This is a genomic window from Gemmobacter sp. (assembly GCF_046292685.1).
Lineage (GTDB): Bacteria > Pseudomonadota > Alphaproteobacteria > Rhodobacterales > Rhodobacteraceae > Wagnerdoeblera.
The window spans coordinates 53,771-67,350 of sequence record NZ_JBKBQM010000004.1 but is presented as its reverse complement, the minus strand read 5'-3'; the positions used below and the strand labels follow the sequence as shown (position 1 = coordinate 67,350).

Here is a 13,580-nt window from a genome sequence, read left to right as displayed (position 1 = left end):
GGCAAACGATTGATCCGCATGACAGAATCGTTACCGTTGCGTGACTGCGCGTGCAGCGGTGGACAAGTCAAGAGGCCAGGCTGCGGAACCCGCAGGTTTCAAGTGTCCGCTGCGCCGGCCTCGCGGCGCCAGCCGGTGACGGGCCGGGGGTCGGGCCCCAGGTGCAGCACCTGCCCGGTCACCGCATGGGCCCGCAGCAACCACGACAGCGCCGGGGCGGGGTCGGCGCCCTGGTCCACGGCCAGGCCGTTGACCCGCAGCCGCGGCGCCAGCGCCAGCGCGCCTTCGCGCAAGGCCGCTGCCAGAGCGGCGGTCGCCGCGGCCTGCACCGGGTCTGCGCAACCGGGCACCAGCGCGCGCCGGTGCACCACATGCACGACCTGCGCGGGCGCGCGCCGCTCGCCGCTGGCGTCGCGCGAGGGGTCGGGCTGGGCGGCCGCCAGCGCCTGCGCCAGCCGCACCGGCGCCAGCAGGACCGACTCCAGCGCGGGCCCCCAGTCGCCTGCGGGGTCGGGCGCCACGGTAACCAGCAGGGTCTCGTCCCCCGCCAGCCGGGCCGATGGCGCGTCGGCGGCACGGGTCAACAGCCACCCCTCGGCCGCCAGCACCCCGGCCACCCGATCGGCCAAGTCGCCTTGCCCGGTCAACAGCGCCTTCATCCCCGGTTCTCCGACTGGCAAGGACAGGGGCCCTTGCCGATGCGCGGCCGCCCGCAATCGCGGCAGGTGGCGGCCAGCCTCGGCGGCGCCTTGCGCCCCGGCAAGCCCAGCCGCATGCGGCCGAAAATGGCAAGCCCCGCCAGCACCACCAGCATGAGGGTGACGATCTTGACGATCACAGCCCGATCCGCGCCCAAAGGGCACGCTCCTCGGCCAGCTCGGCAATCGCCTCGGCACCGGCGCGCAGGCCGAACCGGGCCATCAGGCCCCGCCGCGGCCCATGCACTACCAGCCGCACCTTGTCGCCGTAGATTTCCTTCAGCTTCGGCACCGGGTGGGCGATGCCATCGGCCAGACCCAGCGCCACCGCCGCGCGCCCCGCCCAGAAGGCGCCCTCAAACAGATCGGGCGCGTCCTTGGCCAGCCGGTCGCCACGCCGGGCCTGCACATGCGCGATGAAGGCGGCGTGAATCGGCTCCAGAATGCCCTTCAGCCGCGCCACATCCTCGGGGCTTTCCGGGCGGAACGGGTCCATCGTGCTTTTCGACCGCCCCGCGGTATGAACCCGCCGCTCGATCCCCTGCCGCGCCAGCAGCTCGGGAAAGCCGAAGCCGGCCGAGATCACCCCGATGGACCCCAGGATGCTGCTGTCGTCGGCCCAGATGTCATCGGCCGCACAGGCCAGCCAATAGCCGCCCGAAGCCGCCGCATCCTCGACAAAGGCGTGCACCGGCAGCTTTCTTTCCTCGGCCAGCCGCCGGATGCGCGCCGCGATCAGCGAGGATTGCACCGGCGATCCGCCGGGGCTGTTGATGACCAGCGCCACCGCCTTTGGCCGGCCCGCCTTGAAGGCGCGCTCCAGCACGGGGGCAAGGGCAGCATCGTTCAGGCCGCCGCCGAACCGGCCGGCGGCCCCGATCGCCCCGGCCAGCCGGACAACCGACACGACCGGCGGACGAGGGATGAAGGGGATGAAGCGCATCATGCCTGTCGATGTATGCGGCCGCCTGCCCCGCGGCAAGCGGCAGCGCGGGTTTTTCGCGCGCGCCGCTTCCCCCGGCGGCCCCGAGGCGCTAGGAAGCCCGCATCCGCCAGCAAGGGGCAGACCATGAGCTTCAACACCTTCGGCCACCTGTTCCGCGTCACCACCTGGGGCGAAAGCCACGGGCCGGCGCTTGGCTGCACGGTCGATGGCTGCCCGCCCGGCATCGCCGTCACCGAAGCCGACCTCCAGCCCTGGCTGGATCGGCGCAAGCCCGGGCAAAGCCGCTACACCACCCAGCGGCGCGAGGACGACCTGGTGCGCATCCTGTCGGGCACCTTCGAAGGGCGCACCACCGGCACGCCGATCCAGCTGATGATCGAAAACACCGACCAGCGGTCCAGGGATTACGGCGATATCGCGCGCACCTTCCGCCCGGGCCATGCCGACATCGCCTATCACCAGAAATACGGCCTGCGCGACCATCGCGGCGGCGGGCGCTCCAGCGCGCGCGAAACCGCGGCACGGGTGGCGGCCGGCGGCGTGGCCCGGGCGGTGCTGGCCGCGCTGGTGCCGGGGCTGCGGATCACGGGCTACATGGTGCAGATGGGCGCCCATGCCATCGACCGGGCGCGCTTCGACGCCGCCGAAATCGACCGCAACCCGTTCTGGTGCCCCGACGCCCGGGCCGCCGCCGCCTGGGCCGAAGAGCTCGACCGCCTGCGCAAGGCGCACGATTCCGTCGGCGCCGTGATCGAGGTGGTGGCCGAAGGCGTGCCCCCCGGCCTTGGCGCGCCGCTTTACGCCAAGCTCGACAGCGACCTGGCGGCGGCGATGATGAGCATCAATGCCGTCAAGGGCGTGGAAATCGGCGAAGGCATGGCCGCCGCCGCCTTGACCGGCAGCACGAACGCCGACGAAATCCGCATGGGTCCGAACGGCCCGGAATACCTGTCCAACCACGCCGGCGGCATCCTGGGCGGCATTTCCACCGGGCAACCCGTGGTCTGCCGCTTTGCGGTGAAACCCACCTCCAGCATCCTGACCCCGCGCCGCAGCGTGACCGTGGCAGGCGAGGAAACCGAGGTGGTCACCAGGGGCCGCCACGACCCTTGCGTCGGCATCCGCGCCGTGCCGGTGGGCGAGGCGATGATGGCCTGCGTCCTGCTCGACCATCTGCTGATGGACCGCGGCCAGACCGGCGGCCTGCGCGGCCGGATCGGCTGACGCTGCGCGGCTTCACCTTGCAAAAATATCCTGCGGGGGTGCGGGGGTGCAAAACCCCCGCTGCCACGCCGGCCGCGCGCGCGGCGGTCAGTCCGCCTCGGCCTGATCCTGCCCCAGCGCCGGCGCGGGCCGCCCGGTGGCCAGCGCGGCACCGGCAAAGGTGATCGGCGTGCGCAAGCCCGGCATCCCGTCCATGTCCAGCACCAGCCCGCGCGCCTGCACCTGCGGGTCGGCAAAGACCTCGGCCAGGTCGTTGATCGGGCCGGCGGGAATGCCCTGAGCCTCGCAGGCCGCCAGCAGGTCGGCCTTGGCCCAGCCCCTCGTGGCTTCGGTCAGGCGGCGGGTCATCTCGTCGCGGTGGGCGATGCGATCGGCATTGGTGGCAAAGGCGGGGTCATCGGCCATGTCGCCCAGGCCCAGCACCGCGCAAAGCCGGCGGTATTGCGCATCGTTCCCGGTGGCAAGGATGATCCAGCCGTCGGCGCAGTCGAACACCGCATAGGGCGCCAGGTTCGGGTGCGCGTTGCCCATCAGCCCCGGCGGCTTGCCCGAGACCAGATAGTTCATGCCCTGGTTGGCCATGATGGCGGTGGCCACATCCAGCAGCGCCATGTCGATGTATTCGCCTTGCCCGGTCGCCTGCCGCCGGTGCAGCGCGGCCAGGATGCCGACCACCGCATAGACGCCGGTGAAGATGTCGGTCACCGCCACGCCCACCTTCTGCGGCTGGCCGCCCGGTTCGCCGGTCACGCTCATCAGCCCGGACATGCCCTGGATGATGAAATCGTAGCCCGCCCGGTGTGCATAGGGCCCGGTCTGGCCAAAGCCGGTGACCGAGCAATAGATCAGCCGCGGGTTCACCGCCTTGAGGCTGGCGTAGTCCAGCCCGTATTTCGCCAGCCCCCCGACCTTGAAGTTCTCGATCAGCACATCGGCATCGGCCACCAGCCGGCGCACCAGCGCCTGGCCTTCGGCAGTGCGGAAATCGGCCACGACCGACCGCTTGCCGCGGTTGGCGGCGTGGAAATAGGCGGCCGAACGGTCGCCGCCCCGGTCCACGAAGGGCGGGCCCCAGCGGCGCGTATCGTCGCCTTCCGGCGCCTCGACCTTGACGACATCGGCGCCAAGGTCGGCCAGCGTCTGCCCGGCCCAGGGACCGGCCAGGATGCGCGCCAGCTCCACCACCTTCAGGCCGGCCAGCGGTGCGGTGGTCATTCGGCCAGCTTCTTGTCCAGGATGGCCTTGAGGTCGGCGTAGGACATGTTGCTGTATTTCTCGCCGTTGATGACCAGCGACGGGGTGCTGTCGATCTTGTCGGCCTCGGCATCCTTCTGGAACTTGGCCATCATCGCCTCGGCCATCGCGCCATCGGACAGGCAGGCGTCGAGCTGTTCCTTGGTCAGCCCGGCGGTCAGGCCGATCTTGCGCAGCGCCTCGACGATGGCCACCGGGTCGCCGGCCGAGGACCATTCGCGCTGCTGGGAATAAAGCAAGTCCTGGATGCCGAAATACCGCATCTCGCCGCCGCAGCGCGCAACCATCGCGGCCCACAACCCGTAGCGGTCGAAATAGACCTCGCGGTAGACAAAGCGGATCTTGCCGGTGTCGATGTAGTCGCGCTTGAGATCCTTGAACACCTTGGCATGGAAATTCGCGCAATGCGGGCAGGTGTAGCTGGCGTATTCGGTCAGCGTGACCTTGGCATCGGCCGGGCCGATTGCCACCTCCCAGACCTCGGGCGTTTCGGCACGGGCGGCCAGCGGCAGGTGGGCGGCAACGGCACCGGCGGCCAGGGCGCCAAGCAGGGTTCTGCGATGCATCGGGGTTCCTTTCTGGATCGGATTTCGGGGTCAGGGGCGCTTGCGCGCCAGCACGTTCTGGGCCAGCTGTTCCAGCGCCCGGCGCAGACCGGCATCGGCCACGCCATCGGCGACGGCGCGGGCTTCGGGGCCGGGTTCCGGCAAGGCGCGCGGGGCATCGCCGGTGCGCGGCGCGTGGTCGAAGGCCGCCTGTCCTTCGGCAAATCCGGTGGCGGCGGTCTGGGTCAGGTGGATGCGGGCGATGGCGTTGTAGCCGTAAACGGCGTTCACCCGCTCGCGCAGGCGTTCCTTGCGCATCTCGACCATCGGGGCATGGGCCGGCGCCACCAGCAGCGTCAGCGTGGCCCCCATGCCTTCGCGCCCGTAGCCGACCTTGACCGGCAGCGTCACCGCGGCCATGTCGGCGCCCGCCACTTCGGGCCAGTGCGTCAGCAGCCGCGTCACGGCAAAGCCGCGCGATTCGCCGGCCTTCTGGATGCGCCGGGCCATCAGCCCGCCCGCCGGCTCGAACCCGCGCATGCGGCGGCCGGGCGGTGGGGCAGAGGGGTCGGACGGTCGGGCCATGCCTTGGGGTTTTCCTTGCTGGTGTCGGCGCTATTCTATCGGCCGCGCGGGCAGGCGCCAGTGACTAGCGCGTGACTGCGCCGCAGGAGACCGAAAAATGCAAGACACCTTTGGCGCCGACCTGCTGGCCTGGTACGATCGGCACGCCCGCATCCTGCCCTGGCGCGTCGCGCCGGCCGACCGTGCCGCCGGGGTGGTGCCCGACCCTTACCGGGTCTGGCTCTCCGAGGTGATGTTGCAGCAGACCACGGTCGCGGCCGTGCGAGAGTATTTCCGCCGCTTTACCGACCGCTGGCCCGATGTTGCCGCCCTGGCCGCCGCCCCCGATGCCGAGGTGATGGCCGAATGGGCCGGGCTGGGCTATTACGCCCGGGCGCGCAACCTGCTGGCCTGCGCCCGGGTGGTGGCGGCAATGGGCGGCTTTCCGACGACAGAGGCAGGCTTGCGCGCCTTGCCCGGCGTCGGGCCTTACACGGCGGCGGCGGTGGCGGCCATCGCCTTCGACCGCCCGGCGGTCGTGGTCGATGGCAACGTGGAACGCGTCGTCGCGCGCCTGTTCGCGGTGCAGGATCCCTTGCCGCGCAGCAAGCCGCAGCTGGCCGCGCTGGCAAGCCGGCTGACCCCGCAGGCCCGCCCCGGCGACCATGCCCAGGCGATGATGGATCTGGGCGCCACGATCTGCACCCCGCGCAACCCGGCCTGCAGCGTCTGCCCGGTGCGCGGCCATTGCGAGGGGCAGGCGCAGGGGCTTGCCGCCGACCTGCCGCGCAAGCTGGGCAAGGCCCCCAAGCCCACGCGCCGCGGCACGGTCTTTGTCGCGCAGCGCAGCGATGGCGCGGTGCTGCTGGAAACCCGCCCGGCCCGCGGCTTGCTGGGCGGGATGCCCGGCTGGCCCGGCAACGACTGGGCCGAGGCCCCGGCTCCGGCCGAGCCGCCGCTGGATGCCGACTGGCTGGCGCTGAACGCGGCCGTCACCCACACCTTCACCCATTTCCACCTGATCCTGTCGGTGCAGGTGGCGCAGGTGGCAAAGGATGCCCGGCCACATCGCGGTGCCTTCGTGCCCGGTTTCCGGCCCGAAACCCTGCCCAGCGTGATGCGCAAGGCGTGGGAGGCGGCCTTGCCCCATCTGCCCTGAGCCGCGACGATCGGGGCCGTTTTCCTGCCGCTTTCCCGTGCTAGGGTTGCGCGCAGCAAAGGATGCGACCGATGACTGCCACCCTGCCCCGCCCTGCCCGCGACCCCGGCCGCCTGCGTGCGGCGCTGCCGTTCTGGGTGTCGCTGCTGCTGATCCCGATCGCGCTGGTGTCGGCGCTGGCGGGCGGCTGGGCGGTGCTGCTGTTGCCGCTGTTCGGCTGGGGCATGGTCAGCATCCTGGACATCGCCGGCGGGCTGGACGAAACGAACCCCGACCCCGCGCAGCCCGACCGCGACCTGTTCTGGTATCGGCTCATCACGCTGATCTGGTTTCCGATCCAGGCGGCGGTGGTGTTCGGCTGCCTGTGGTGGGTCACGCATGGCGGGTTGGACGGGCTGGCGGAAAAGCTGGGGCTGTTCTTCGGCCTCGGGGTGATTTCGGGCGCGGTCGGCATCGTCTATGCACACGAGCTGTTGCATCAGAAGAACCGGGTCGAACGCACCCTGGGCGACCTGTTGCTGGCGATGGTGCTGTACAGCCATTTCCGCAGCGAACACCTGCTGGTGCATCACCGTTACGTCGGCACCCCGCGCGACCCGGTTTCGGCGCGCTACAACGAAGGCTTCCACCGCTTTTTCCTGCGGGTTCTGCTGACCTGCCCGGTTTCGGCCTGGCGCGCCGAAGCCCGGATGCTGGCGCGGCGCGGCCTGCCGGTCTGGCACCGCAGCAACCCGTTCTGGCGCTATCTCGCCTTGCAGGGGGCCATGCTGGGGCTGGCTTACGGCATCGGCGGGTGGGCCGGCGTGGGGCTGTTTGCCGTGCAGGCGGGTTCGGCCGTCTGGCAGCTGGAGCTGACCAACTACATCGAGCATTACGGCCTGACCCGGCGCCACCTGGGCGACGGGCGCTACGAACACGTGCTGCCGCGGCATTCGTGGAACGCCAGCCACAAGGTTTCGAACTGGTTTCTCATCAACCTGCAACGGCATTCGGACCACCATTACAAGCCCGACCGCCGCTTTCCGCTGTTGCAGACCTATGGCCCCGACGAGGCGCCGCAACTGCCGCTGGGTTACCCGGCGATGACGGCGCTGGCGATGGTGCCGCCTCTGTGGCGGCGGGTGATGAACCCGCGCGTGCGCGCCTGGCGGCGCCGATTCTACCCCGACATCAAGGATTGGTCCGACTACAACCGCGGCCGCCTGCCCGCCCCCCGCGGCGCGTCCTGATGCCTTGAAATTGCCTTGAAAGCGCCACATTGACGCGGGCGGCCGCAAACCCGGCCTTCGTGTCGCGCGCCGCTGCGCTGCGCTGCAGCATCGCTCCGGGCCGGACCTGCCGAACGACTGGGCGGATTCGGCCGCAAACCTGCGGCAGGTTTCCGCAGCTCGCCGGGGTCGTGTTGCCGGCACGCAACGCATTTCCCGGCGATTCGTTCTGCGGGCGAAAATCTTGGCCCGCCGATGCCGCCGCAGAAAATCCCGCTAGCGATTGTGGCGGCTTCTGGCTATCTTTCCGGCAAAACACAGAACAAGCAGCGCATCGCTGCACTTGAGGCGGAGCAGTAACTATGGCGAAGGCGATTGAGTTCGTCTTGCGTTCGCGTGCGGGCGCAATTCGGAAAGGTGTAATCTCCGGCAACGACGGCAACGCAAGCATCGACCTGACGGCAGGCGGCGATGTGTCGTTGAACCTCTCGCAAGGCGATGTGCTGGGCTATGTGCGCGAAGGGCGCGATCTGCACATCACCCTGGCCGATGGCCGGGTGGTCACGGTGCGGGGGTATTTCGGCGCCACCGGGCCGGCAAACCGGCTGTTCCTGTCCACCGATGGCGACATCACGCAGGTCAGCCTGACCGATGGCCCGGGCGACACGGTGGTGCCCGTCTACGGGCGCGCCGAAACCTAGGGCAAGTGGAGCCCGAACGATGCCCTGACCTTCCTGGGCGCCGGCGACAGCAGCGACGAGGTGGCGGGCATGGGCCCCTTCACCCCGGCCCTGATCGGCGCGGTGGGCGGCACCAGCAGCATCGGCGCCGCGGCGGCCTTGCTCGGCGGGGCGGCGCTGCTCAGCACGGCCGGCGGCGCGGGGGCCCAGACGCAGCCCAGCGAACCGACCGAACCGACCGAACCGACGGCGCCGTCCGAGGCCACCGATCCGACCGAGGCTACCGACCCGACCGAAGCCACCGACCCGACCGAGGCTACCGACCCGACCGAGGCCACCGACCCGACCGAGGCCACCGACCCGACCGAAGCCACCGACCCGACCGAAGCCACCGATCCGACCGAAGCCACCGACCCGACCGAAGCCACCGACCCGACCGAGGCTACCGACCCGACCGAGGCTACCGACCCGACCGAAGCCACCGACCCGACCGAAGCCACCGACCCGACCGAAGCCACCGACCCGACCGAGGCCACCGACCCGACCGAGGCCACCGACCCGACCGAAGCCACCGATCCGACCGAGGCCACCGACCCGACCGAGGCCACCGACCCGACCGAGGCCACCGACCCGACCGAGGCCACCGATCCGACGGAAGCCACCGACCCGACCGAAGCCACCGACCCGACCGAAGCCACCGATCCGACGGAAGCCACCGATCCGACGGAAGCCACCGACCCGACCGAGGCCACCGATCCGACGGAAGCCACCGACCCGACCGAAGCAACCGACCCGACGGAAGCCACCGACCCGACGGAAGCCACCGACCCGACGGAAGCCACCGACCCGACGGAAGCCACCGACCCGACGGAAGCCACCGACCCGACGGAAGCCACAGACCCGACCGAGGCCACAGACCCGACGGAAGCCACCGACCCGACCGATCCGACGGCGCCGACCGATCCGACCTGCGTGACGGACCCGAGCGAGCCGACGGTTCCAACGGTGCCCACCGAACCGACGGTCCCGACGGAGCCCACCGTTCCGACGGATCCCACCCTTCCGACGGATCCCACGGACCCGACCGATCCGACCGTGCCGACTGAACCGACGGTGCCCACCGAGCCGACCTGCGTCACGCACCCGACCGAGCCGACGACGCCGACGGTCCCGACCGAACCGACGGTTCCGACGGAGCCCACTGTGCCGACGGTTCCCACAGAGCCGACGGTTCCGACGGACCCGACGGACCCGACTGTTCCCACGGTGCCGACGGACCCCACGGCGCCCACCGAGCCGACCTGCGTCACGCACCCGACCGAACCGACCACGCCGACGGTCCCGACCGTGCCCACGGAGCCCACGGAGCCCACCGTGCCCACGGAGCCCACCGTGCCGACCGACCCCTCGGTGCCGACGGTTCCCACAGAGCCGACGGTTCCCACAGAGCCGACGATCCCGACGGAGCCCACCGTGCCTACGGAACCTACCGTTCCGACGAACCCGACCGTGCCCACCGAGCCGACTTGCGTCACGCACCCGACCGAGCCGACCACGCCGACGGTTCCCACGGACCCGACCGTTCCCACGGACCCGACCGTGCCGACGGTTCCGACCGAACCGACGGTTCCGACGGAGCCCACCGTTCCCACGGACCCCACCGTTCCGACGGTGCCGACAGACCCGACCGTTCCGACGGAACCCACGGTGCCCACCGAGCCGACCTGCGTCACCCACCCGACCGAGCCGACGGTCCCGACGGTCCCGACCGAACCGACGGTTCCCACGGAGCCCACCGAACCGACGGTGCCGACGGAACCCACCGTTCCGACGGAGCCGACCGTGCCGACGGACCCCACGGTGCCCACCGAGCCGACCTGCGTCACGCATCCGACCGAGCCGACCACGCCGACGGTCCCGACCGAACCGACGGTTCCCACGGACCCGACCGTGCCGACCGAGCCCACGGTGCCGACGCACCCGACCTGCCCGACGGAACCCACGGTTCCGACCGAGCCCACCTGCCCGACGCAGCCCACTTGCCCGACGCAGCCCACCTGCCCGGCCGAGCCTGTCGCGCCTTCGGTGGATCATGCCAATGCCACCTGGCTGGTGACCGGCAACGACGCGGTGCAGAAGGTGAGCGTGACGGGCTGGGCGCCGGCCGGCTCGGCCGTGATGGTCGTGCTGGGCGGCATGACCGTGCAGGCGACCGCCGGCAGCAACGGCCGCTGGGGTGCCGCGTTCGAAGGCCCGACGCTGCCGGCCGACGGGCTCTATCGCGCCCAGGTCAGCATCACCACGCCGGGCGGCGTCCAGCATCAGCTTCAAGGCCCGCGCGCGATGATCGACGTCACGCCGCCGGACCTCGACCTGACCGAAGGGACCGAGAGCACCGGCCACGTGTTCGACGCTGCCGACCGCGCCGATGGCGTGGAACTGGCCGGCACCGCCGAACCGGGGGCCAAGGTGACCATCACGCTCGACGGCGTGCCGGGCGGCACCGCCACGGTCTGGGCCGATGCGCAAGGCCACTGGGCCGCGACCTTCCCGGCAGGGCTGTTCCCGCAAGGCGGATATGCCCAGCCCATCACCGTCAGCGCGACCGACGCCCTGGGCAACACCACGGTGACCCATGACGCCGTGGTGATCGACACCGATGCCGGGGCGCTGGCCGTCAACCCGGTCACGGCCGACAACGTCGCCAACCATGCCGAGAACGCCGGCGGCGTGAACCTGACCGGCACTGCCGACCCGGGTGCCGCGATCCGCATCGTGGTGCACCTGCCCGGCGGCGCCGCCGTCACCGCCGGCACGGTGGCCGATGCCCACGGCGCCTGGGCGGTGACCCTGCCCGCCGGGGCCTTGCCGCAAGGCGAATACCCGGCGGTGCTGGTGGCCGATGCCAATGACGGCCACGGCAACATCAGCCGGGTGACCCACGACTTCACCGTGGATACCCTGGTGACCCGCAACCGGATCGACGCCTCCACGATCACCGGCGACGGCATCGTGAACGCGGTCGAAATCGAAAACGGCTTCGTGCTGACCGGCAGCGCCGAACCCGGCGCGCAAGCGGTGACGGTGCATTACGAAGGCGTGCGGCGCGCCGCCACCGTCAACCCCGACGGCACCTGGTCGGTTGCCTTCGGCCCGGGCGAGATCGCGGGCGGCGACTTCCGCTCGGCCGCGACGGTGACGGTGACGGATGCCGCCGGCAACCGCGCCAGCGCCTGCGCGATGATCGTGGTCGATACCGTCGCCCCCGAGGCGGCAGGCATCACCGCGGCGCTGCACGGGCCTACCGGCCTGCTGGGGCTGGGCACCGACAGCGCCGATGTCTCGCTCTCGCTGGTCGGGGGCGCCGGGGCGACCCTGCTGGACACCACGGCCTGCGCCCACCCCACCGCCGGGCACATGCACTTCTTCGACCAGCCCTTGCCCGATGGCAGCCTGCTGGTCGTGGGCCAGTCCGACGAGGCCGGCAACCGCACCGATACCCTGGTGCTGATCGGCGACGACGGGCAGCTGACGCTGGACCTCGCCCGGGTGGATCTGGACGGGTTCCAGATTGCCGAGATCGACCTGAACTTCGCCCCCGAGGCGAACCTGGTCATCACCGAGGCGCAACTGCGCGAACTGTCGGCCGGCACCGATGCGCTGGTCGTGCATGGCGATGCGCAGGACACCGTCACGGCCTATGGCGCGGTCGATACCGGCGAACGGGTCGAGATCGATGGCCACGGCTACCACGTCTATACCCTGGGCGATGCCGGGGCCTCGCTGATCGTGGGCGAGGACGTGACCGTGCACACCGCGTTGCACTGACGCGGTCTTCCGGGCGGCGGCCAGCCTGCCGCCCGGCAACAGCAAGACGCGCGACGTCCGAGGCAGAGGAGAGGCCATGACCGGCCCACAGGGACCAGCCCCGTTGCGGGGCGCATCTTTGGCGATGCTGGCAGCGCTGGCGCTGTCGGGCTGCACCCTTGCCACGCCGAAAGCGGCCGAGGCCACCAAGGCGGCCGACCGCCCGGGCGCCGAACTGCTGGCGGCGCGCCCCGAACGCAAGGTCGAAGGCTCGGCCGTGATCGCCGAGCTTGCGGCACGACGCAGCATCGTGCCGCCCGGGTCCAGCTACGACCGGATCGCCCGCGCGGTGATCGCCGCCGACAGCGGCAGCGCGCGCAGCGAACTGCGTGTCAAGCAGTTGCAGGCCGAGGCGCGGTCCAAGAACTGGCTGCCGTCGCTCGGGCCCTCGGTCAACCTTTCCTCGCTGGGCACGCTGGCCACCTCGCTGCTGCTGGAACAGGCGCTGTTCGACAACGGCCGTCGCAAGGCCGAACGCGAATTCGCCGTCGCCGATGTCGAGGTCGCCGCCGTCAACCTTGCGGTCGAAGGCAACCGCCGCGTGCATCAGGCGCTGACGCTGTATGTGGATGCCGAGGCCGCCCGCGGCCGTGCCGCGGTGGCCGAGGCGGCGTTGCGGCGCCTCGCCGACTTCGACCGCATCATGGCGCTGCGCGTGCAAGGCGGCGTGTCGAACATGGCCGAACAGACCGTGCTGCGCCAGAAGCTGATCGAAATGCAGGCCGCCCTGCAAGCCGACCGCGACGCGGCGATGCTGGCGGCGGCGGAACTCGATTCCATGGCCGGGGCGCCGGTTTCGGCTTCGGCGGGGCTCACGCAGTTGCCGGGCAGCATGCCGGCCGTCACCCCGCTGGCCGTGCATCGGGCCGAGGCGGAAAAGGAACGCACCGTGGCCGAGCTGAAGATGATCCGCGCCGGGTACATGCCGGGGGTCAGCGCCAGCTCGAACCTGACCAACGGCGGCGCGATCGGGGTGACCGGCGGCTTCGGCAACGGCCTGCGCCCGGGCCGTGCCGCCGCGCTGGAGGCGGTGACCGCCGGCGCCGACGCCGCCGCCGCGCGCGTGATCCAGGCCGGGCAAGAGGCCGCCCGCCGCCGGCAGGCGCTGGAACTGCGCATCGCCGCACTCGACCGGCAGGAGGCCGCGCAACAGGAACTCGCCGCGCAGACCCGCGCCAACCTCCGGCGGTTCGAAGACCAGTACAAGGCTGGCGTGCGCCCGCTGATGGACCTGGTGACCCAGCACGAGGCGCTGGCCGCGATGGAGCGCGACCTGGTGAACATGCGCCACGAGCGCGCCCGCGCCCGGCTGGACATCGCACGCGACCTGGGACTTCTGGCAGACGGGGCAGGACTGTGAGCGAAAAGATCCTTTCCTTCGACATGAACGCAGCCGCCAAGGCGCGCACCCCCTCGATCACGGCAGTGCGCCGGC

General features: G+C 71.1%; 12 protein-coding genes. 6 read left to right on the top strand and 6 right to left on the bottom strand.

Annotated elements, in window-relative coordinates; translation table 11 throughout:
- Positions 1-98 precede the first annotated feature (98 nt).
- From ACK4S2_RS02090 to ACK4S2_RS02080, 3 genes are read right to left on the bottom strand one after another with little or no spacing between them, the layout of a single operon-like run.
- Complete coding sequence (locus tag ACK4S2_RS02090; RefSeq protein ID WP_409619832.1) at positions 99-659, bottom strand: Rossmann fold domain-containing protein; 561 nt, start codon at positions 657-659, stop codon at positions 99-101.
- Positions 656-838: a hypothetical protein gene (locus tag ACK4S2_RS02085; RefSeq protein WP_409619830.1), complete on the bottom strand. Its 183-nt coding sequence runs from the start codon at positions 836-838 to the stop codon at positions 656-658. The genes ACK4S2_RS02090 and ACK4S2_RS02085 overlap by 4 nt, the downstream gene beginning before the upstream one ends.
- Positions 835-1,644: a S49 family peptidase gene (locus ACK4S2_RS02080; RefSeq protein ID WP_409619828.1), complete on the bottom strand. Its 810-nt coding sequence runs from the start codon at positions 1,642-1,644 to the stop codon at positions 835-837. Before ACK4S2_RS02080 ends, ACK4S2_RS02085 begins: the two co-directional genes overlap by 4 nt.
- Before the next feature lie 123 nt (positions 1,645-1,767).
- On the opposite strand from ACK4S2_RS02080, the gene aroC reads away from it, so the two are divergent.
- On the top strand, positions 1,768-2,868 hold the full coding sequence (aroC, locus tag ACK4S2_RS02075; protein ID WP_409619826.1) for a chorismate synthase: 1,101 nt from the start codon (positions 1,768-1,770) through the stop codon (positions 2,866-2,868).
- A gap of 87 nt (positions 2,869-2,955) precedes the next feature.
- Here aroC and ACK4S2_RS02070 read toward each other — a convergent pair whose 3' ends face one another.
- Genes ACK4S2_RS02070 through ACK4S2_RS02060 form a run of 3 tightly spaced genes read right to left on the bottom strand, consistent with a single transcriptional unit; the run spans position 2,956 to position 5,252 of the window.
- The gene (locus ACK4S2_RS02070; RefSeq protein ID WP_409619824.1) at positions 2,956-4,083 is read right to left on the bottom strand and encodes a CaiB/BaiF CoA transferase family protein; all 1,128 of its coding nucleotides are present in this window, start codon (positions 4,081-4,083) and stop codon (positions 2,956-2,958) included.
- On the bottom strand, positions 4,080-4,688 hold the full coding sequence (locus ACK4S2_RS02065; protein WP_409619822.1) for a DsbA family protein: 609 nt from the start codon (positions 4,686-4,688) through the stop codon (positions 4,080-4,082). Before ACK4S2_RS02065 ends, ACK4S2_RS02070 begins: the two co-directional genes overlap by 4 nt.
- Before the next feature lie 30 nt (positions 4,689-4,718).
- Positions 4,719-5,252: a DUF721 domain-containing protein gene (locus tag ACK4S2_RS02060; RefSeq protein WP_409619820.1), complete on the bottom strand. Its 534-nt coding sequence runs from the start codon at positions 5,250-5,252 to the stop codon at positions 4,719-4,721.
- Between the two features lie 97 nt (positions 5,253-5,349).
- Between ACK4S2_RS02060 and mutY the strand changes: the two genes are divergently transcribed.
- The 5 genes from mutY to ACK4S2_RS02035 all read left to right on the top strand — a co-directional run bounded on the left by mutY (position 5,350) and on the right by ACK4S2_RS02035 (position 13,505).
- Positions 5,350-6,390, top strand: coding sequence for an A/G-specific adenine glycosylase (mutY, locus tag ACK4S2_RS02055; protein ID WP_409619819.1), 1,041 nt, complete (start codon positions 5,350-5,352; stop codon positions 6,388-6,390).
- A 71-nt stretch (positions 6,391-6,461) separates the two neighbouring features.
- Positions 6,462-7,619: an alkane 1-monooxygenase gene (locus ACK4S2_RS02050; protein WP_409619817.1), complete on the top strand. Its 1,158-nt coding sequence runs from the start codon at positions 6,462-6,464 to the stop codon at positions 7,617-7,619.
- A gap of 341 nt (positions 7,620-7,960) precedes the next feature.
- Positions 7,961-8,299 carry a BapA/Bap/LapF family prefix-like domain-containing protein gene (locus ACK4S2_RS02045; protein ID WP_409619816.1) on the top strand — a complete coding sequence of 113 codons (339 nt, stop codon included), beginning with the start codon at positions 7,961-7,963 and terminating at the stop codon, positions 8,297-8,299.
- Between the two features lie 69 nt (positions 8,300-8,368).
- Positions 8,369-12,106 carry an Ig-like domain-containing protein gene (locus ACK4S2_RS02040; protein WP_409619814.1) on the top strand — a complete coding sequence of 1,246 codons (3,738 nt, stop codon included), beginning with the start codon at positions 8,369-8,371 and terminating at the stop codon, positions 12,104-12,106.
- 76 nt (positions 12,107-12,182) lie between these two features.
- On the top strand, positions 12,183-13,505 hold the full coding sequence (locus tag ACK4S2_RS02035) for a TolC family protein (protein WP_409619812.1): 1,323 nt from the start codon (positions 12,183-12,185) through the stop codon (positions 13,503-13,505).
- Positions 13,506-13,580: the final 75 nt, after the last annotated feature.